Raw genomic sequence first — 22,046 nt, 5'->3', positions numbered from 1 at the left:
AAACCCTTCTTTTGAAAAAAGGCTTCTGTTTGTTATAATTATTCTTTGATTCAGAGAGTCTGCTTATAATTCTGCCTTAAATTGTTAATAGCTACTTTATATGCCTTTATGGCGATTGTTCTCGTGTCTCCCAGGTAAATCTTCTTTGTGGAGAATCTTATTATCCAATAATTCACGAATGAATTTAGGCGATGCCTTTATTAATTCTGGTAAGAAGTCTTTAATAATTCTTACCATGCGGTCATACAATTTGACTTTCTGCTTTGCTTCATCAAGATAAATCTGTCGCAGGCTTTCATCTGATACTTCGATATTCAATATATCATTAGTCTTTTCCTTTTCTAGTGACAGCTCTTTCTTTATTTCAAAGAGTTTTTCATCCCTATTTTGAATTTCATGGTTTTGGGCAAGAATTAATTCGTCCTTATCTTTTATTGTTTGATTTAGGCTTTCTTTTTCTTTCTGTAGTAGAGCATTCTTATCCTTATCCATTTTCAATGCAAAGTTGATAGCTTTTTGCTGCTCTACTACATTGTTAATGTTAAAGACTGATATATGTTCTTCTGGCTCTAATTCTTTTGCTTGTTCCATTAGCCTCTGTTCCCTAATCCTCATTTCTTCTTTGAGATTATTCAAAGATTTCTTTGCTTCCTTTATCTTAAAAGCTTCTACTTCCAAATGTTTTTCAGCTTCACCATAATTATGCATCTCACCACGGTCAAAGCCATACTCTTTGCCGACTGCATTGTACATATAATCTTTGAATTTACGATAGCTAAATTTCCCTTTCCACAATTCTGTAATGGAAATTTTCTTGTACTCTTTATTCTTATCATAGACTATGGGTATTGCAATCACATGCATATGTGGTGTTACCTTACCTTCTGGAAAGAGAGCTTTCATTTCCTCATCCTGAGGTCGAAAAATTTCATCACGATGTACAGTGGCAGATAATATTATCATATCTGGGATACAGACGATAGAACGCAGTGAGATAGGTCTCTCCATCTTTAAGATTATTCACTATACAGGTGTTAAGATGGGCGAGTGATGCATCGACATTCTTGTTTCCGTAGTTTTTCAACATTCTAAAATTATGTTGGAACGGAAATCGCATCTTTGATTTTATGTATCCTTGATGTTTTACAATGCAAACGTTTGCCATTATAAATTCCTCCTTTAAAAAATTTGTTAATCTGTTTCATCAATTAAAATGACAGACGATTTTTAAAAGGAGCATTTTTTTGACTTTTTCAGAAAATGATTTTTAATTCTTTTATTTCAGATTATCTGTATTAACTCACTAGGGCAGTTTGACAACTGCACTGCTCGCTCTCCGAGGGGTCTGCGACGCTTTTGCATCATCCACACATCAAAAAAACGAAGGATCCATGCGCAGCATGGACCTTCGTTGTATTCTCCAGCTTATCATCTGGGATTATTCATAGGTATAGCCTATTCCATTATCATTTAAGCTTCACAAGGTATAGCATCTTTATTATTTCATTGCTTTTAAGGCTACTCGATTGAATTTAATTTTTTACTCGGAATAAAGTGTACACAATTTTAGAAAGTGTAGGAGATACACATTTATAAAAGGTGTATCCAGATTATTGGAAAATTTTATTTAATTATTTTTATCAATATGGTATTATGATTTATGAGTTTACTTAAAAATTTGAAGTTATGGGGGATATCAATGAAAAGAAGTAGACTATCATATGATGAATGGAACTGTATACTAGCTAAAGTGTTGCATGGATGTAAGGTGGATTCTGAACTGGTTACAGGATATATTGGACTTGTTGAAATTCGAGAAGTAAATGAAGCACAAGTATGGAAATTCAACGGGGAGGATATCGTTGTTTGTGATAAGGGTATAAAATGGATGTCAATTTTACCACAAAATGATTGGTATTGTATTACCGCAGTGATGAATGAAAAGGAAGAAATTATTTTGTGGTACATAGATATGATAGCAGCACAAGGAGTTAAAATAGATGGAGTACCATATTTTGATGATTTGTATTTGGATTTGGTAGTTTATCCAGATGGAAAAATAATTGTAGATGATATGGATGAACTGGAAGATGCACTGGAAAAGAATGATATTACACAAGAACAATTCAAGCTTGCAATTGAAACCAGTGATAAGCTACATAAAGGAATACTAAGTAATATTACCAATTTTATTAAATACACAAAAAAATGTTTCGAAGTAGTAAAGTAATACAACTTCCAAGTCGTTGAGGTTGATAAACGTGAATTTAAGGAGGTGTTTACTTTGAATATTGTAACTCATTACGATAAACTTATAGATGATAATAACGACCATTCTATGAAAAAGATTACGAACATAACCCATCAAGATACGAATAAAATCTACGTAAAACAAAAAAGAAAAGATATTTTCTTGACAATATTTAGATTAACTGATAAGATAACCCTAATAATTGGAAAGGAAGATACTATGAGTCATATTATTAGTAATTGTTTAAGACGCAGATGCAGATGTAACCTCTTGTAACTAAGCTATTAATCGCATGGTTGCAAGGTTTACATCTTGTTTCTGTGCGGTTACTGATATATGGCACTTAATATACAGGACCGTAATAGAAGGAATTTGAATTCTATTATGGTTCTTTTTTTATTATTATAATAGAAGGAGATAACTATGAAGCAGAAAGTTGTTAATTTAATCGAAATTGGTATACAAGATATTTATGGCATTTCATTACCCGATACAGAGTGTTATATTGAAATCCCATCAAATATTGAATTAGGCGATTTTTCGCTACCATGTTTTACTTTAGCAAAAATGTTAAAAAAGAGTCCTAAAATAATTGCAGAAGAACTGTGCACTCATTTAAAGGATAATAATAATGACAGTATGATTTCTGATGTAAAAGCAGTGAATGGATATTTAAATATATTTATTGATAGGATATATTTCATAAATCAAATTATTGCAGATGTTTTTAATGTTTCCTATGGCTCATCAGATATTGGAAGTGGTAAAACTATATGTATGGACTATTCATCTCCTAATATCGCCAAAAATTTTCATGTAGGTCATTTACGAACCACATTAATAGGTAATAGTTTTTCTAAAATATACAGTAAATTAGGATATAAAGTAGTTCGTATTAATCATTTAGGTGATTGGGGTACACAATTTGGGAAATTAATTGTTGCATATAAAAAGTGGAGCAATAAAAAAATGGTTGAAGAAAATGGGATTGAAGAGCTTCTACGCATTTATATTCAATTCGGGCATGAGGCAGAAAAAAGTCCCGCGCTAAATGATGAAGCAAGAGATTGGTTTGCTAAAATGGAAAATGGTGATGAGGAAGCTCTCTCAATATGGCAGTGGTTCAAAGACATCAGTCTAATAGAATATGAACGCGTATACACGATGCTTAATATTGAATTTGACTCTTATGTAGGCGAAAGCTTTTATATGGACAAAGTTCCAGCTCTTGTTTCGGAATTAAAAGATAAGAAACTTCTTGTGGAAAGTCAAGGAGCTAATATTATCAGTCTAGATGAATATGGTATGTCACCTTGCCTAATTACGAAGAAAGATGGAAGCTCAATTTATCATTCTCGTGACATAGCTGCTGCTTTATATCGCAAGCAAACATATAATTTTGAAAAGTGTATTTATGTGACAGGTATGGAACAAAAGCTTCATTTTTCACAAGTATTTAAAGCTATCGAATTGATGGGATATGAATGGGCAAATGATTTATACCATATCCCATATGGACTTGTAAGTATGGATGGTGAAAAATTATCAACCAGAAAAGGTAATATAATATATGCTGAAGATATCTTAAATGAAGCTGTATCAAGAGCCCTGAATGCTATTCAAGAAAAAAATCCAGATTTAAAAGATAAAATTAACACCGCTAAAAAAATTGGAATAGGCGCAGTAATATTTCACGATTTATCTAATCAACTTATTAGAGATGTTCATTTTAAATGGGATGATGTTTTGAATTTTGATGGTATGACAGCACCATATATCCAATATACTTATGCACGTTCTAAAAGCATATTACGTAAATCACATATTGATAATACTGATGTTGATTTAACATATTTAACAGATGACATTAGTTATGAATTAGTCAAAAAGTTAGCATTATATCCCGATATTGTTAAAGATGCGGCTGTTAAGTTCGAGCCGTGTATCATCGCAAGATACGCTTATACTCTTTCCAACTTATTTAATAAATTTTATCATGAATGTAGAATTTTATCAGCTGATGATCAAATTAGGAAATCTCGAATAGTCTTAGTTAATGCAGTACAAAAAGTAATTAGCGACTCTATGTCATTATTAGGCATTGAATGCCCAGAAGAAATGTAGCTTATATTATTTTATATATTGTAAAATCTTTATTTAGTGTGTTTGTAGTGTGCAGATATAATTGAGCTCTTCAACCTCCCTTTTTTACTTGGTTTTGGGATATCGTGAAGTCTTCGAATCCCGTCTCGCGCTTAAAAAACCCCTTGATTTTCAAGGGATTTTTTGTTGTGCAGATATGTGCAGCGTATGTGTACTGTTTATTTCTCATTTTTATCGCTCTTTTTCAGAGCTTATTCATGATATTTAGGTTTTCCTAAGTCCAAGCTTTTTTCTTCATTTCTTTCATTATACTTCCAGCTCAGTACAACCCATTTTTATTAAGGAAGCACAAGAATAGGGAATTTAACATGTTTCAGATTTGATACTGAGATTTAATTACCTGCCCGCACGACTAGAATGCTTGTCCATAGGCATCGATTCTGTTTGTTGATTTCTTGTTATATTTAGGTTGACTTTTACAAATATTAAAGAATGCTTAAGAAAGTTTAAGAATAATTTGGTTGTAGTTTTAAATGTTGTTATATACAATGAAAAGATAAATTGCATATGCTATATCTACAATAATAGTACGGGTTTAAAAGAATTTATAAGCCAAACAAACCGCGATTAAGAGGTGAAGATGAGGGATACGACAAATGATATAAAAAATATAATATTCAATGGGCTGACAGAAGAGGAGGTAGAGGAAAGGGTTAAGCAAGGACTTGTAAATCATACGAATATTACAACGGGAAAGTCAGTTAAAGAGATAATTTTATCTAATATATTAACCTATTTTAACCTAATTTTTTTCATTATAGCCCTATTATTAATCTATGTTGGTTCTTACCGGAATCTTACGTTTTTGCCTGTTATTATCGGAAATACAATTATTGGGATTGTACAAGAGCTTAGAGCAAAACAAATACTTGATAAAATGAATATTTTAAATGCTCCCCACTCCATTGTAATAAGGAATGGCGTACAAAAACAAATTGTATCCGAGCAATTAGTAAAGGATGATATTGTATTACTTGCAGCCGGAAATCAGATATGTGCGGATGCATTTGTTGTTCAGGGAAATGTACAGGTCAATGAAGCACTTCTAACAGGAGAGGCAGATGAAATCGAAAAGGTTCGCGGAAACAAACTTTTATCCGGAAGTTTTGTGGTATCCGGGCAGTGTTTTGCTAAATTAGAGAATGTAGGGAAGCATTCATATATATCCAAACTGACTGCAGAGGCAAAAACAGTGGGTAGTGACGAACAGTCTGAAATGATTTGCTCTATTAATTTACTGGTTAAATGGATTGGAATTGGAATCATCCCAATCGGTGTACTTTTATTTTATCAGGGATATTATCTGAATGGTGAAACAATTCAAAAAAGTATTGTTTCAATGGTGGCAGCTCTTATAGGAATGATACCGGAAGGGCTTTATCTACTTACAACAATTGCACTTGCACTAAGTACTATGCGATTGGCAAAAAGGCATGTCCTTCTTCATGATATGAAAAGTATCGAAGCACTGGCACGGGTTGATGTGCTGTGCGTAGATAAGACAGGTACAATAACTGAAGCAAGAATGCAGGTGGAAGAAGTTCTGCCAAGCCAAACAATAAATGGAATAATAATACCAAAAGAAGAACTGGAACAACTTTTAGTGGACTACTCATTTGCTATACAAGATGATAACGCTACTATTCATGCGATAAAAGAGTACACGAATACATTATGTGAAAATATAGAAAGACGAAAACCTCTAGATAGTAGTCCGTTTTCTTCAACTACCAAGTATAGCAGTGTTACGTTTGAAGACGGCACTTTCGTTCTGGGTGCACCTGAGTTTGTCATGCGGGAGGACTATAACTTAATCGTACCGGAAATTATTGCTTTTGTAAAAAAGGGGCATAGGGTTCTTATACTGGGCAAATATGAAGGCAGCAATGTAAAGGATGGCTTGAAAGAGAAGGTCGTACCATTAGCATATGTTATTCTAACAAATCCCTTACGTAAAAATGCGCAGGAGACCTTTTCTTATTTTAAGAAACAAGGCGTTACTGTTAAAGTTATATCGGGAGATAATCCGGAGACCGTATCAGAAGTTGCCAAATGTGCTGGCATAGAAAATGCAGATAATTTTATTGATGCGAGCATATTAGATACAGAAAGTAAATTAGCAAGTGCTTTAGAAAAATATGCTGTTTTTGGAAGGGTTACACCTAAGCAGAAACAAAAATTGGTGCAGACGCTTCAAAAGGCAGGACATACTGTTGCAATGACTGGGGATGGGGTAAATGATATTCTGGCAATGAAAGATGCTGATTGCAGCGTGGCAATGGCTTCAGGAAGTGAAGCTACAGCGCAGGCAGCGCAAGTTGTTCTTCTGGATTCGGATTTTGCACATATGCCGGATGTGGTATTGGAAGGAAGACAAGTTGTAAACAATGTACAACGTTCAGCTGTGCTATTTTTGGTCAAGAACATATTTTCACTGTTATTGGCTGTATTTTCAGTGGTGTTTACATTTACTTATCCATTAGAGCCGTCTCAAATATCACTGATTAGTATATTTACTATAGGCATTCCTGGATTTATGCTGGCTCTAGAACCTAATAAAAATCGTATTGAAGGTCATTTCTTGAAAAATGTTATGATTAAAGCACTTCCGGCAGGCCTAACAGATGTATTGGCGGTAGGTTCTCTTGTGGTTTGCGGTGAAGCGTTCTTACTTTCCAAAAATGATATAGCAACTGCCTCTACCATGCTCCTGGCAGTGGTGGGCTTTATTATACTTATCAAGATAAGCAGCCCTCTCAATAAAATAAAATATAGCATAGTAATACTTAATATTTTTGGTTTGGCATTTTGCGGAATCTTTCTTCATCGTCTTTTTGCTATAAGTGAAATGTCCAAGATATGTGTATTATTACTGATTATTTTTGCTTTTTCAGCAGAATCCCTTTTTCGGTATCTGTCAATTAGTATTGAAAAAATAAATGATTTGTATTTGAGGTTGAAGAAAAAAAAGAATCACATTCATAAAGGATAAGATATCATTCAAAACAAAAGGATAAAACCAGTTGATAAGTAGTATTAAATTCGGTATAATTTTTCTCGTGTAATTATTCTATTGCATGACGAGTTATACTATTTTTGCGGATTTTTGAATCTGTAATATTATTTTTGGGATAAAGAGGGGCTGTCTCAAAACTAAAGTAGTATTTAGTTTTGAGACAGCACTTTTTATTGTGCAATAAAACTAGTTAGAATGACAGAAGCAAGGAGATAATCAATGAGTACTTTAGTAAGCCTATTTGAAACAATGGAATATATAAATGAGAATATAGCAGAGGATGTTACAGTCAATCAATGCAGTGAAAATGCAGAGTTATCAACACAAATTTTTATTGAACAATTTAAACAGTATATGGGATATTCACCATATAGGTATATAAAGGAGCTGCGTTTTGAGTTAGCAGCGAAGGTATTTGGTGACCAGAGTCAGACTACGTTTACAAACACTTTATTACAAAAGATAGAGCTGACCATCCCAGAAGAGAAGGGCGTACCCAAGGCAGAATTTCAAAAAAAAGATATCAGCTGCATAGAGGATTTAAATGAGATTGAAAAAATGGTTGTATTTTTATCAATGGCAGAACAGGAGGAAGGTTTAAAAAAAATATATTATTCAGAGCATAAAAAAATCTATGATTCACTAATTAAAAAAGGATTCATTTATAAAAATACTTTGGAATACCAAAAGGAGAGAAAGGAGCTGGTTAAAAAGTATTTTGAGGATTATTCTACTCTGATCTCTGAAGCAATGAAAGTATGTACGGAGCTTTCAGAAGTGTATTTGAAAGTGTTTAAGAACAAGTCTCTGCCAATTATCCTTTTTTACTCTTTTGTCAGGGCAATGGCTGTAAAGGGAGAATTGAAAAATACTGTTTTCAGCAAATATAAGGAATGTGCCGATTGCAAATTCTTAACTGCAACTCTGGGGGATGTGAGAATTATACGGGAACAGATTATTCAGGAATACAAAGAAAAGGGTATTATTATATCCGGTAATGAAATATTTTGTCTGGGAAATGGCTCCGGAAGATGTACGGAATATTGCCCCGCTGGACTAAATGTAAATGCAAAGAATGTATAGAAATTATATTGGAAAAAAATTCTAATATTGAGCAAAAAATATTGAATGTATGACAATAAGATGATATAATGTAAAGTACCTCATAAAAAATAAGATTTACTAGATATAAATTCACAATAATAAAAAAAAACGTATAATATCTGAATAAAAAGAGGGATAATAACTAGTTAAATGCAATATATTACAGTAAGTTTTTGAAAGGAGAGATTACATATGGTAAAACATAGAATTATATTTTTAACGATAGCTTCGTTTCTAATGCTTTTTAGTGTTGGCTGCGGTAAACAGTCTCAAAAGAATGATGGTAAAGACCTTGTAGAAAATATTGTACTTACCATTGAAGAACTTGCCGAATACAACGGAAAAGATGGTAATCCGGCTTATATAGCAGTAGATGGAGTGATTTATGATGTAACAGATAGTAAGAAGTGGGAAAACGGAGAGCATAACGGATTCACTGCTGGCGAAGACCTTACGGATAATATTAAGGATATATCACCACATGGTACTTCAGTACTTTCGAAATTGCCGGTTGTTGGTGAGATAGCGGAATAGGTTCGGAGGTGATTGTATGTATCAGGTACTAGGAATCCTGAATGTGGCCTTATTTGTTGGAGTTTCATCACCGTACTGGCTTAGGCAAATTAATCGATGGTTCTTTCATGGAAAAAATCAAGGCATCATTCAGGCTGTGAAAAAACTACGTAAAGTACATAAACCTCTGGGAATAAGCCTCGTTATTCTATCATTAATTCATGGTTATCTTGCTCTGTGGGCTTTAAGGCTTCATACAGGAAGTTTAGCTTGGATGATGTGCATTATTACCGTCCTGTTTGGAGTATTGTTTTACAAGAGGAAAAAGGCTGTTTATCTATTATGGCATAAACGTGCAGCATTACTTACCATTATTTTAACAGTCCTGCACCTTCTATTTCCGAGTGCGTTGTACTATATAATGCGTTGGTTTCAAAAGCTCTAATTGCAGTATATACTATTAATTACAATTAAATCAGAACGGTAGCTGTGGACATAGATAGTCAGATGAGTGGGTGTTTATTTTATAAGGACCATAACAGAACCATATTCAGAAAGGAGGAGTTATTGGGGTGAATGCTGTTTATGGTGTGCTTATAGAATAATATAAATAATATTTTGAGGAGGTATTATTATGTCTAAGAAACTGAAAGTGCTTATGGCAGTGACTCTATTGTTCGCTCAAGTATTTGTTGGGGTTTTTGGTTGGAGCAGAGCAGATGCAAAAACGATTACCAGTACCATTGTAGTAAAAGCGGGAGAAACCTATGATGGAAAAGGCGAAACAATTGTTGCTGTTGGTATGGGAGATGGCAGTCAGAACGAAAATCAAAAGCCTATTTTCAAACTGGAAAAAGGAGCTAATCTTAAAAATGTTCGTATAGCTGCTCCTGGGTGCGATGGGGTACATTGCTACGGTAACAATACTATTACTAATGTAGTGTGGGAAGATGTAGGTGAAGATGCTTTAACTGTAAAAGGTGAAGGTAGTGTTACCATTAATGGCGGCGCTGCTTATAAAGCCAGTGATAAAGTTTTTCAGTTAAACAAAGCCTGCACCTTTACCGTTAAGAATTTTACCGCTGATGGTTTTGGTAAAGTAATTCGCCAAAATGGTGGTTCTACATTTAAATGCACAATATATATCGAAAATTGTACATTTAAAAACGGTAAGGAATGTGTTGCACGTACAGACAGTAAAACGACCCAACTGTATTATCGGAATATGAGTACCTCCAATGTAAAAACAAATTGGATGTTCCCCTCTTCTTCCCAGATACACACTTATTAATACATAATGGTATGAATAGTTTTCAAAGTTTAGAAGCATAAGAAGAACTACTGTAGAATTAGTGATTTATATTAGTTCTACAGTAGTTTTTTGTTCCATTAGTGATTACTATTGATTGGTAAGAAATACTATATTAAAATTACAAGAAGAACCGACTAATGAAAGAGGGTGTAAATTAATACTCGTAGTAATACTTTGATATACTAAATTAATTTATATACAGAGGGAGTAAAAATGTTCAAAATAGGTGAATTCTCAAAGCTAACTCAAGTTTCAATCCGAATGTTGAGATACTATGACGAAACGGGGTTATTAAAACCGGCAGAAACAGATAAGTTCACGAGTTACAGATTATACACATCGGAACAAATTCCTGTTTTAAATAAGATAATATTCTTGCGTGATTTAGGTTTCAATGTTTCAGAAATATCTAATATGCTTATGCGTTGGAGTGACGAATTGATTGTAAAACAGCTTGAACATAAATACTTAGAAATAGAAAGCGTGATTAAGGCAGAGCAAGAGAGGTTAAGTAAAATTGAATTAGCTAAAAAGGATATAAAGCAGAAAAAAATAGATATACATTATAATGTCTCAATAAAAGCTATCCCCAGTTATCAAGTGTTGTCTTTAAGGCGTATTGTACCGGATTATTATGCAGAAGGGCAGTTATGGATTGAAATGTCTGACTTTGCAAAGAAAAACAATATACCTATATCAACTGAAACTTTTACCATTTATCACGATTTGGATTACAAGGAAAGAGATGTAGATATTGAGATATGTAGTCCGGTGAGCCAAATGTCGAGAAGTATAGGAGATTTTACGTATCATTATACGGAGGCGGTTTCTAATATGGCATGTACTATGGTATATGGTTCATTTAATAACATTGCTTTAGCATATCGTGCCTTTGCCAAATGGCTTCAAGAACATAATCAGTATAAAATGGAAGGACAAAGCAGACAAATTGTACATAGAGGGCCGTGGAATGAGGAATATGCAGATAATTACCTGATTGAAATACAAATTCCCTTAAAGAAGGTATAAAAAACGTCTAGTGAAGAAAATATTAAAAGACGGTTTTTATATTGACTCTCACATGGTGTGAGGGTTTACACTGTTTTTGCAAATAAATTTTATGGAGGAAACAGTATGAATACTTTTCAGGTAAAACCAATCGGTACAATCATTAGCAAGGAAAGTGAAACGACTATTGCGCTTAATAAGGAGTATATAGAAGGGCTGCGTGCTTTGGATGGATTCAGCCATCTAAGTGTCATTTGGTGGTTTAGTGATTATGACAGTGAAGAAATGAGGAAAGTACTTGAAACACCTCAGCCATATAGACAGGCACCAGATGTTATGGGAATATTTTCTACAAGGTCACCAATCCGTCCGAATCCGATTGCTTTAACTACGGTTCAGGTAATTCATATAAACTATGAAGAGGGAATTATAGAAGTTCCATACATTGATGCAAATAATGGAACGCCCGTACTCGATATTAAGCCATACACGCCCAGCCTTGATAGGGTCGAAGAGCCCTGTGTACCAAAATGGTGCAGACATTGGCCAAAGAGTCTAGAACAGTCTGGTATTTTTAACTGGGAAGAAGAATTTCTTTATTGATAGACTTAATAGTTCTGGTAAATTTACGCTAAACAAAGAGATTCACAATTACCTGAACTTTATAATTAATGAAAGAAAAGAAATATCATAACTTGACAATATGATGTCACAACGATGGTGTATACTATGGATTAAGGAGGCTACAATATGCCAAATGAAATTGTTGTACAACACTTTCGGAAGTATTTTATTACCACTATAATAACAGTATGGTGTTAATAGGTGGAATTTGAATTCGCCAGCTAGGCATAATTGTAAGAGTTGAGATATGAGAGAATATACTAATAAAAATGAAATGATTCTAGAAATAAGAAAAACAGCAGATCTGTTTGAAAGAGAATTTGACGTTATTTTAGAGACAGAGAAAGATATACGTGTAGATGATGTGGACAAGACGCCGCAAGAGATGATTGCATATCAGCTGGGGTGGCTAAATCTTATTACAGGTTGGGAAGAAGATGAAAAAGCCGGCAGAGAGGTTATAACTCCGGCACCCGGATTTAAATGGAACGAGCTAGGTGCATTATATCAAAGCTTTTATGAGAAATATAAAGAGTATTCTCTGTTAGAAATGCGCAATGAGTTCAAAAGAAATGTTGAAGAACTAATCTCTTGGTTAGAACAGGTAGAAGACAAAGCATTTTTTCAGCCGGGTATAAGAAAATGGACAATTACAAATGCTAATTGGCCTATGTGGAAGTGGGTACACATTAATACGGTAGCACCCTTTAAATCCTTTCGAAGTAAAATACGCAAATGGAAAAAATGCTTTAATACTACTGCATAAGTATAAAAGACATTTTTCATCAAGATTAATTTAATAATTTATGCTACAATAATTTAAAATTAATCTTGGAGGTTGTTTATGGAATCGTGGGAATGTATTGAGAAAGTAACCGGTTATATTGAGGAAAATCTAAATCAAGGGATTCGGATTGAAACATTAGCAGAAATTGCAAATTTATCCCCTTTTTATTTTCAGAAGCTGTTCAAACGGCTGGTAAACAAAACACCAATGGAATATGTGAAGCTTAGAAGACTGGCAAGAATAGCAGAGGAACTAAAAGAGAATTCTACAGATAATCTTCTTACAATCTGTTTAAAGTATGGGTTTGAAACACATGAAACCTTTAGCCGCAGTTTTAAAGAAGCTTACAAAATTACACCCTCTGAGTATAGAGCGAATCCTGTAGTATTGCACCATGTCATTCAGCCTGATATTAAATTACAGTATACGGTTCTGGACGAAGATATTCCAGTTGTAACAAATGGAATAGTACTAGAAATAACCAGATTTACGTTGGAATCTCCTAAGTACTTTGCAGGCCTTACGATAGATGCAAAGATGGAGGCACCAGAAGTAGACCCTTTGAGCGAGGTCTGGAATAAGCTGCATGAAATGATGCCAAATATGAAGAACCTTATACCAGAAGGCTACGAAATCGGTATCAGTACCAATATGGGGAACAAAAATCAATTTACCTATTACGCAGGAGTTGAGACAACGGAGCCTGCTGTTATAGAGGGAATGGATAATTGCACCATAGATTCAGGTAAATACATCGTTTGTAAGTTTGAAGCTGAGGATTTTAATACCCTTGTGACGGATACGATCTATAAGGTTTATAATTACATGCACATGTGGATAACCAAAAAAGAGATATCTGTAATTCCAAAAGCTATGGAGTTGTATGATATGACCAAACCAGAGAGAAATTCCATGGAATTATGGATACCGATTGAGGAATAGAAGAGGATTTGTTTTGTTATAATTATAGTTAGGTAGTCTGTTTTACATGGTTCGTAGCATTTATAATTCTAAGAGTCAAAACATATATATAGTATATAAATTATGGGTTATGCAATTAAAGGAGCAATAAATAGACTTGTTCTAATAAATTAATATTTTAGGGTATTTATTGATTTATTTTATCAAGTAAAAATTGACATTCGTAGATGGATAAGTTACAATGAAGTTACCTAAGTCACAAACATAAGTGACGTCCAAAAATATAGTAAAAAATAATCATTCCTACTAGTAGGAATGATTATTTTTATATGCTATTTGGTTTCATCCCCCCCTTTTTTTGTTAGAATGTAAAACTTTCTACAATCGTAATATATCGATTCGGTAATTTTTCCTCTTTGGCAGCCTTAAATATTGTGTTAATGAATAATCTAATTAAGTAAAAAAATTAGATACATAAAATAGGACTAAAAACACATATGTCGAAACATCTTGTTTCTTTACAGATTGTGTCGTTTGTGTTATTATACTATGTAAAATTATCTATTTTTAATAATATTATCCATAATTAAATATAGGTGTAAATAAAACAAATCTATGAGAAGTCAAGGTACAACCTAATAATAGTATATTAGAGGTGGTTTATGAACGAGAATACAGCAGCAAATCTTCAATCATGTGCAAGATGCGGAGGTATGTTTTGGTACCAGGGTACAGGAAAACGAATATGTTCTAAGTGTAAAAAAGAAGATGATGAACAATTCGAAATAGTGAAAAGTTATATATATGAAAATTTATCAGCTACCATAATGGACGTATCAAAAGAGACAGGGGTCAGAGTAGCCAGAATAAAAGCTTTTTTAAGAGAAGGAAGGTTAGTTATTCCAGACAATTCAGCTATATTTTTAAATTGTGAAGCTTGTGGTACAAGTATTAAATTTGGACGGATATGCAGAACTTGTGCGGATACTTTGACTGGTGAAATCAAAAAAGCGATGGATGTATCAGAATACGAAATTGGAGAGAAGCCCAATCTTAATTCTGGTAAGATGCGATTTTTAACTCGCGATAACAATTAATTCGTTATTTTTAAGGGTATTTATGTGGTAAAGCTAAATTATTCCTATAGAAGAAATTTTTGAAAAAATTTTATGTTTTTTTGAATTAGTTATTGACATAGTCAGTTATTTGTATTATAATTTCACTTGTCTCTGTGAGATGTAAATATTAGAAATGCGCGAGTGGCTCAGTGGTGGAGTATCGCCTTGCCAAGGCGAGGGTCGCGGGTTCGAATCCCGTCTCGCGCTTAGAAAACCCCTTGATTTTCAAGGGGTTTTTTGTTGCGCTGATATGTGCATCAAATGTGCACTAGCTTTTCTTGTTCTTTTTATTCTACTATTCAGAGCCTGATTCATTTGAAAAAACTTAAGTGGACTGAGTGAATTTTAGTCAAAACGGGATTGACACCATTATTGGGATAAGTTGTAAAACATAAAAGAAAGTGCTATAATAGGCAAAGTTATTGTACTAATTCACATAGTATTCACGTGAACGGAGAAGTTATATGATTAAATTAAACGAAGAAGGCAACTTTAATCACGGAGTGTTTAAAGAGAGGTATATACCCCTCATGGTCAGCAGCAAATACGGCTTCATTAGCTTTAGCAGAAAAGTTGGGATATCATTTAGACAGGGAACATGATATTCAAATCCTTATGTAAGTGTTAAAACGCTATATTTTAATTTAGAATAGTATTGGTTATCTCCTTTCGCCTCGAATACAATTCTAATATGCTCTTACTCATTCAATGATATCAAAAAGCAATACATAATAAATCAACAGACACGTTACCTAACATCTCCTATGCGTTTATTGCTAATAAAGAAATTTTTATTTATACTATACTTAATTAAACGAGAAGGAGTTGTACGAAATGAATATTGGTTTGACGATAAAGAAGCTTAGAAATCAGAAGAATGTAAGTCAGAAAGAACTGTCCGAAAAATTTAATGTTTCATGTCAGACAATAAGTAAATGGGAAAATGATAACACATATCCGGATATAAGCATGATTCCAATTATTGCAGATTATTTTCATGTTACGATAGACACCCTTTTTCATGGTGTGATAGAAAGTGCAGATGACGTTATTCCGGGGGCAATGAAGGACAATCTTACTGAAAATAACGAAGGCTGGAATCTTGCACAAAAAAATGGATGGACAGGAACCATTCTCCCTGAATATGGTGCTTACACCCCTACCGAAGATAAATTATGCCTGTTTGATGATATAGAGGGTAAATCTGTTCTTGAAATTGCATGCGGAGATGGAAGGTCATTACTATATTTAGCAGGAAAGGGTGCGAAAGAATTATATGGACTTGATATTTCGGAAAAACAAATTGAAGCGGCAAAAGATAATTTAAAGAGTAACAAAGTCAAAGCAACTCTTTTTTTATCTCCAATGGAGGTTAACCCTGGAATTCCATTTCATCACTTTGATTGTGTGTACTCTATATATGGCATTGGTTGGGCGCAGGACTTGTATAAAGTATTTGGACTTATCTCTAAATATCTTAAGCCAAATGGTAGATTCATCTTTTCATGGGATAACCCAATACTGCCGTGCATAAAAGAGAAAGACGGCGAGTACCTGATTACTGAATCATATGTGAAAGAACAGGAGAGACAGTGGATCAAGTTTGGAGAATCTTTTACCACTAGGAACTGGAAGATTTCTTCATACATAAATGCTCTTATCTGTTCAGGTTTTGAAATAGAAAGAGTAATAGAAGAATCCGATGATTACTCAGATTCCGCACCTGTTACGGGTAAATACTATTCTGAACATAAAGCTACAATAATTAATCATACAGTAATAATAAAGGCACGGAAAAAATAAAAATTCTACTCTAGCGAATCTTTTTGTTTTAGATAAAGAATCTATTTCTAGAGTTTACTGATGATTGGAGCATATTACTGTTATTCTCTTTATTGATGGGGTGGTATTTTTGGGACTACTATTTCTTGGTTGGAGTAAGTTAAATATGGGAGTAAAATCGAATAGTAAAAGTAGATAGAAATTAGATTTATGATGGAAGATGTATTAGTTATTATCAAGATAGATTAATTTGAAGTAACAGATGATTTGAATTTACTTAAGAAGGGGTAATCATAATGCAATTTAATTCTTTATATAACCCTATAACTGCTACACCATTTAGAAATGAAAGTACATATATTGAGATGATTCCATGTCAGAGTTTAAAGCCTTATATTAAGTGTTTTTGGGGAACCCAGAGACCCATTACTAATATAAAAAAGGATATAACAACGAATGAGTTGATAATACCTGATACCTGTATGGATATTATTTTTAAAGTAAATTATTCAGAAAATATCATAAACAGTAGCTTTATTGGAATAAATAATGAAGCTTTTATTGCCACCTCAAAAAATGACAAAGAGGAAACAGCTTCTATTTTTGCGATTCGATTTTATGCATGGACTGCTGTATTATTTTCTGATGAATCTATGGCTGGTGTTAGGAATAGTGTTTTTGATGCAGAACAACACTATTCAAAAATAAAGTCAGCCATAGAACCCTTGCTATTTGATATAGTTACATTAAAGGAGCGGGTTAAAATAGCTGAAAAATTTCTTCTTGCTGAGTTAAATATAAAACGATTTAATCATAATTTAGAAACCGCATTATTTTGCATTTTTAGAAATAAAGGCAATATTAAAGCAGCTGCACTTGCAAATGAGACTTTTATAAGTAGCAGGCAATTAGAACGTATATTCAATGATTACATAGGTGTTTCTCCCAAGCAACTCACCTCGTTGGTTCGATATCAGAATATTTGGAACGATATTTTATTTAATAAGTATTTTAATATGGCAGATGCTGTTCATCTTTATGGTTATACAGACCAATCACATTTATCACATGATTTTAAAAAATTTCATAAACTTTTGCCTAGTGAAGCAAAACGGTATGCATTAGGTTCGAAAAAATGATGTCGCAAATTTACAATACAACTATGTGATTATAGTGTAATATGGAACTTATAAAATAATGCATGAAGGGAAAAGTTATGATATCAAAGAATAGTTATAATATGATAAAAACATGGGTACATAAAAATGCAAGAGACATTGAACTTAGCTTATGGAGGTACTATTTTGAAAAGGGAGGCAAAGAAGATATAATAGCAGCTTTATCCTTTTATCAGAATGGAGATGGTGGATTTGGAAATGCGCTAGAGCCTGATAATTGGAATCCGAATTCAACACCCTATACAACCTTATATGCTATAAGCATTTTAAATGATATTGAATTTATGGATTTAAACCATCCGATTTATAAAGGGATTATGAAATATTTGCATAGTGAAAAAGATTTAAAGGAATATGGTTGGAGATTTTGTGTACCGTCGAATGATGGCTTCCCACATGCACCATGGTGGAATTTTAATGAGGAGGCAAACTTAACCGAAAGTATCGGAGTCACTGCCCAATTATCAATATTCGTCTTAAACCATGCGGATCGAAGTTCTATGCTATATCAAAAGACAGCAGTGTTAGTTAAAAACTTAATGCACAATCTGTTATCTTGCAATAGTTTTGGAGAGATGGGTATTGGTGGATATGTACAGCTTATAGATGCTTTGAAGAAATTAAAATTTGATGAATATGATTATACTTCATTAGAACTAAGATTAAAGGATTTGGTTAAAAACTCTATAGAGAATGATGTATCTAAATGGCAATATTATGGGGTTCGTCCGTCAAAATTTATTACAAATCCACAAAGTATTTTTTACAACGAGAATAAGGATGTTGTAGAGAAGGAAATAAAATATCTAATCGAAACGTTACCTACCAATGATGTTTGGGGAATCACCTGGACTTGGTTTGACAACAACAGTACATATGCAAGGGAATTCGCAATTAGTGAAACTTGGTGGAAATCATATACTGCAATTGAGAAACTACGTTTTCTTAGAAATTTTGGCTATCTCGAGGAATAAAGGCAAAATAAAAGGTCCAATATGAATTATTAAAACTACTTTACTAATAAATCAAATGCTAGGAGAATACGGTATGTTTAGGGCCATATTGCAAATTTATGTTAAGGGAAGTGACGAAGCTTTCGAGTTTTATAAGAGGGCATTTGATGCACAGATTGGTTATCAAGATGTTGATGAAAACGGTGTCTAGTGGTGTTTATTTGCATAGATGTAATTGAATGGTGTTAGTAATAACATAAAAGAATGCTCCTCACTGATTGACTTCCTAAATCAGTAAATGTATAATGGAATAAATTTCAATTACTATCTATGAATGATTTGCAATTCATAGGTATTGATTCTGGTTGTGACATTTTTAGGTAATTGAAACATTTGAGAACCGCAGCGGCACATGAGGTATCAGTGCTTATAAAAGACTATGTCTATCATGAGAAAAAAGCAATCATTTGAGGAGAACATTAATGAGGAAAAAGAAAATAGGCATCTACATCGGTATACTTCTGGTTTTGTCAAGTATTTCCTATTATATATGGAATACAAGTACTTTATTGGCTGAGATACATAAAAATGTAAAACAAACAGAAGTGATTGCTAGGGAAAGTGGATTTAAACTTAACTATCAAGATGAAGTGAAAGTTTTCGTAAAATCGTCCATCAAAGAAGGCAGTGCATTAATTACATTACAAAGTGAAAATGGTGAAACCCTTTATACATTTAAAACAGATTGCTCGCAAAAAGAAACTTTTTCTTTAGAAGCAGGAAACTATAAAATTCGTATTGATGGTGAAAATAGTAAAGGAAAATTTGATATAGTCGTGCGTAAGTAATAAGTTGTTTCAAATGATTTAACCAAAGCATGAAAAATTAATACATTTGAGTATAGCAACTTGTTTTGTGTATACCTAATATAAAGAATTTACAATAGAGGAAAATTTACATGAGAGATAAAATAATTCGGATATTTAAATCGGATGAAAATTACAATGTGGAGGTTAAACAATATAATTCTATAGACGGTATGTTAGCGTTTGGCTTATTTATATTGCTTTATGTATCTTATTATTTTTTGGGATATCTGTATCAATCAAAGCATATATACCTTGGAGAGTTGCTCAATATAGTATTGGCGTTAACTACTATTCTTATAGTAAAGTTGCGTGGTCAGAAAATAAGTAGTGTTGGAGTTACAAAACACAAACTCAAGAAAACCATTGTAGTTGGACTTATTACAGGTGCATTATTCCTCTTTACATGTTCACTAATACCTGGGATTATAAAAGGACTAGAGTGGAATCCACCTCTTACTATTTTATATAAAATATTTTACTTCTTTATCATTATCGGATTTGTTGAGGAGTTGGTTTTTAGGGGATTTATACAGACAAGGCTTCATGGTCTGATACATAATGAAATGGCTGTGACAGTAGTTACTGGCATACTATTTTCATCGATGCATATACCTTTTCAAATGGCTTTGTATAATATGAAAACGTTTCAATACATTTCCAATAACAGTATTACCTTGTTCTTATTATTTTTTTGGCATATTTTATTTGTATTTTTATATAAAAAGTTTAATTCAATAGTGACAGGTACATTATTTCACGGATTTATGGATATGTGTAATGGGTTATTCAGATAGATTATCAAAAAAACAATATATCACAAAATCTCATTAAGTGAAGAAGTATAAGTAATATTTGTATAGGGCGTTTACAGAATTGAGTTACCTTATCATAGACATCTCAATTGTGTAAAGCCCTTATTTTATTATTAAACTGAATGGAAGGTTAACTTAAAGTTAAGTTCTCTTGCTATTTTAAATATGGTTTCTATTGCCGATAGTACCTATAATTATAGTATCAACGTTGAATAAAAATGTAAGGAGAGAGATTTATGTTAGATACAAAAAAAGTAGGAATTAAAATAGCTGCACTACGAAAGAGTGTTTTATTACCCCAAGAAAAGCTTGCAGAGATGCTTCATGTTTCACCACAGGCAATCAGCAAATGGGAAAACGGCCACACCTTGCCGGAAACTACCTTGTTACCAGTCCTATCACAAATATTTCAATGTACTATTGATGAAATTATTATGCCGGCTTATTCATTTGATGAGATAATTGAAGCAGATAAACCAACAATTTTGGAGCAACAGGCTGAATATATAGCTAAATATGTCATGAAAAAAATGGACATTGAAAATGTATCAAAGGAAAAAAACGGTCTAGGTCTAGACAATGATACTATTATAAACGGTGTATACAAAGCGTTCCCCAATATAGGATATTGTTCAGTTACTAGGGGTAAACCGGTTAAAAAAGATGGTAATGCAATTGTAAGTATTATAATATCAGCCCCACAAAAAGAAGTGAAATTACTCGAAAAAATTTATGGCAGAAATGATAAAGAATTGCTTGTATTAAATTTTATCAAAGAGTATACCATGGCTATTCCACAAATATATCATATTGATTTAAAAGAAAAGACTGTTCTCATGGACGATTTATCAAATCGCTATATACAAGGTTTTGATTTTGATGAAATGAATGAAAATGGTGAGATTATAAGACAGAACTATAATGCCATCTTATCAGCGACAGCTAAATTGCACTCCATTTTCTGGGAAAACACGGAAGCCTTTGAAAAAATACGACTTGACTGGAGATTAGAATCAAAAGAGAATATTTTTTCTCATATTAGCTGCTTAGAAAAGGATTACAAAGAATACAGAAAAAACGAAGAATCAGGGAAATTACCTAAAATATGGATGAATCTTGAAAATAATACGGAGCCTGGAAAACTCGATTATTTTCAGCACGCTATCCAGTACTTAAGAGAGGAATATCCAAAACTAATGGATGAAAGATTTAATTCTAGAAAAAATATTACAATTATCCATGGTGATCTCCATCCTGGCCAAACATTTATGTCAAAAACAAATGATAGAACAATTAAGTTTGTTGGGCTTCAGGCAGTCAGAATAGGTTTATGCACAGAGGATTTAGCTATGTTATTAGCTCTTCATATGGAACCAGATAAAAAAAGTGCAATACCTTTGCTCGCTTATTACTATCAGTGTCTTTGTGAACATGTAATGGATTATTCGTATGAAGATTTTATTAAGGATTACAAAATTTCTATTGCAGAGACTATGTTCTTTACAATTAAGTTAATAAACAATGGAATTTATGATTTTAATATGAGAGATAAAGCAATAAAGGCTTATGAGACGTTTTTCATAGAAGAAAACTAAACATAGACTCTCTTATAAACATGGCAGAAGAGAGGATTAT

General features: G+C 33.0%; 22 protein-coding genes and 1 tRNA gene. 21 read left to right on the top strand and 2 right to left on the bottom strand.

Features of this window, described 5'->3' with window-relative positions:
* Window positions 1-96 precede the first annotated feature (96 nt).
* Both acsn021_RS17070 and acsn021_RS17065 read right to left on the bottom strand, forming a co-directional pair.
* The gene (locus acsn021_RS17070; RefSeq protein ID WP_184093647.1) at window positions 97-903 is read right to left on the bottom strand and encodes a hypothetical protein; all 807 of its coding nucleotides are present in this window, start codon (window positions 901-903) and stop codon (window positions 97-99) included.
* Between the two features lie 28 nt (window positions 904-931).
* Complete coding sequence (locus tag acsn021_RS17065; RefSeq protein ID WP_184093648.1) at window positions 932-1,165, bottom strand: hypothetical protein; 234 nt, start codon at window positions 1,163-1,165, stop codon at window positions 932-934.
* 534 nt (window positions 1,166-1,699) lie between these two features.
* Here acsn021_RS17065 and acsn021_RS17060 point away from each other — a divergent pair.
* From acsn021_RS17060 to acsn021_RS16955, 21 genes are all read left to right on the top strand, one after another.
* A complete protein-coding gene (locus acsn021_RS17060) occupies window positions 1,700-2,230 on the top strand; it encodes a DUF402 domain-containing protein (protein ID WP_184093649.1) in 531 nt (176 codons plus the stop codon).
* A gap of 54 nt (window positions 2,231-2,284) precedes the next feature.
* A complete protein-coding gene (locus tag acsn021_RS17055; protein ID WP_184093650.1) occupies window positions 2,285-2,527 on the top strand; it encodes a hypothetical protein in 243 nt (80 codons plus the stop codon).
* 147 nt (window positions 2,528-2,674) lie between these two features.
* Entirely contained in the window at window positions 2,675-4,375 is a 1,701-nt protein-coding gene (gene argS / locus acsn021_RS17050) for an arginine--tRNA ligase (protein ID WP_184093651.1), read from the top strand.
* A 619-nt stretch (window positions 4,376-4,994) separates the two neighbouring features.
* Window positions 4,995-7,406, top strand: a complete 2,412-nt coding sequence (locus acsn021_RS17045; protein WP_184093652.1) for a cation-translocating P-type ATPase — start codon at window positions 4,995-4,997, stop codon at window positions 7,404-7,406.
* 243 nt (window positions 7,407-7,649) lie between these two features.
* Window positions 7,650-8,513 (top strand): AraC family transcriptional regulator, encoded by an 864-nt coding sequence (locus acsn021_RS17040; RefSeq protein ID WP_184093653.1) that lies wholly within the window; start codon window positions 7,650-7,652, stop codon window positions 8,511-8,513.
* Window positions 8,514-8,726: 213 nt separating this feature from the next.
* Window positions 8,727-9,068, top strand: coding sequence for a cytochrome b5 domain-containing protein (locus tag acsn021_RS17035; RefSeq protein ID WP_197978577.1), 342 nt, complete (start codon window positions 8,727-8,729; stop codon window positions 9,066-9,068).
* Between the two features lie 16 nt (window positions 9,069-9,084).
* Window positions 9,085-9,492 carry a hypothetical protein gene (locus acsn021_RS17030; protein WP_184093654.1) on the top strand — a complete coding sequence of 136 codons (408 nt, stop codon included), beginning with the start codon at window positions 9,085-9,087 and terminating at the stop codon, window positions 9,490-9,492.
* 189 nt (window positions 9,493-9,681) lie between these two features.
* The gene (locus acsn021_RS17025) at window positions 9,682-10,338 is read left to right on the top strand and encodes a pectate lyase (protein ID WP_184093655.1); all 657 of its coding nucleotides are present in this window, start codon (window positions 9,682-9,684) and stop codon (window positions 10,336-10,338) included.
* Window positions 10,339-10,572: 234 nt separating this feature from the next.
* Window positions 10,573-11,388: a MerR family transcriptional regulator gene (locus acsn021_RS17020; protein ID WP_184093656.1), complete on the top strand. Its 816-nt coding sequence runs from the start codon at window positions 10,573-10,575 to the stop codon at window positions 11,386-11,388.
* A gap of 105 nt (window positions 11,389-11,493) precedes the next feature.
* On the top strand, window positions 11,494-11,970 hold the full coding sequence (gene tsaA, locus acsn021_RS17015; RefSeq protein ID WP_184093657.1) for a tRNA (N6-threonylcarbamoyladenosine(37)-N6)-methyltransferase TrmO: 477 nt from the start codon (window positions 11,494-11,496) through the stop codon (window positions 11,968-11,970).
* 268 nt (window positions 11,971-12,238) lie between these two features.
* Window positions 12,239-12,757, top strand: coding sequence for a ClbS/DfsB family four-helix bundle protein (locus acsn021_RS17010; protein WP_184093658.1), 519 nt, complete (start codon window positions 12,239-12,241; stop codon window positions 12,755-12,757).
* A gap of 78 nt (window positions 12,758-12,835) precedes the next feature.
* On the top strand, window positions 12,836-13,720 hold the full coding sequence (locus acsn021_RS17005; RefSeq protein ID WP_184093659.1) for an AraC family transcriptional regulator: 885 nt from the start codon (window positions 12,836-12,838) through the stop codon (window positions 13,718-13,720).
* A gap of 641 nt (window positions 13,721-14,361) precedes the next feature.
* Complete coding sequence (locus acsn021_RS17000) at window positions 14,362-14,796, top strand: MerR family transcriptional regulator (protein ID WP_184093660.1); 435 nt, start codon at window positions 14,362-14,364, stop codon at window positions 14,794-14,796.
* A gap of 156 nt (window positions 14,797-14,952) precedes the next feature.
* Window positions 14,953-15,024 (top strand) — tRNA-Gly (locus acsn021_RS16995).
* A 288-nt stretch (window positions 15,025-15,312) separates the two neighbouring features.
* Complete coding sequence (locus acsn021_RS23175) at window positions 15,313-15,438, top strand: GNAT family N-acetyltransferase (RefSeq protein ID WP_184093742.1); 126 nt, start codon at window positions 15,313-15,315, stop codon at window positions 15,436-15,438.
* 213 nt (window positions 15,439-15,651) lie between these two features.
* Window positions 15,652-16,620, top strand: a complete 969-nt coding sequence (locus acsn021_RS16985) for a methyltransferase domain-containing protein (RefSeq protein WP_184093661.1) — start codon at window positions 15,652-15,654, stop codon at window positions 16,618-16,620.
* Between the two features lie 275 nt (window positions 16,621-16,895).
* Window positions 16,896-17,738, top strand: coding sequence for a helix-turn-helix domain-containing protein (locus acsn021_RS16980; RefSeq protein ID WP_184093662.1), 843 nt, complete (start codon window positions 16,896-16,898; stop codon window positions 17,736-17,738).
* Between the two features lie 77 nt (window positions 17,739-17,815).
* Window positions 17,816-18,751, top strand: a complete 936-nt coding sequence (locus acsn021_RS16975; protein ID WP_184093663.1) for a hypothetical protein — start codon at window positions 17,816-17,818, stop codon at window positions 18,749-18,751.
* A gap of 461 nt (window positions 18,752-19,212) precedes the next feature.
* Entirely contained in the window at window positions 19,213-19,578 is a 366-nt protein-coding gene (locus acsn021_RS16965) for a hypothetical protein (protein WP_184093664.1), read from the top strand.
* A gap of 110 nt (window positions 19,579-19,688) precedes the next feature.
* Entirely contained in the window at window positions 19,689-20,393 is a 705-nt protein-coding gene (locus acsn021_RS16960) for a CPBP family intramembrane glutamic endopeptidase (RefSeq protein WP_184093665.1), read from the top strand.
* A gap of 254 nt (window positions 20,394-20,647) precedes the next feature.
* Window positions 20,648-22,006, top strand: a complete 1,359-nt coding sequence (locus tag acsn021_RS16955; RefSeq protein ID WP_184093666.1) for a helix-turn-helix domain-containing protein — start codon at window positions 20,648-20,650, stop codon at window positions 22,004-22,006.
* Window positions 22,007-22,046: the final 40 nt, after the last annotated feature.

The sequence above is a fragment of the Anaerocolumna cellulosilytica genome (assembly GCF_014218335.1).
In the GTDB taxonomy this organism is placed as follows: Bacteria; Bacillota; Clostridia; order Lachnospirales; family Lachnospiraceae; genus Anaerocolumna; species Anaerocolumna cellulosilytica.
The sequence above is the reverse complement of the archived record's forward strand: the minus strand, read 5'-3'. Positions and strand labels throughout refer to the sequence as shown.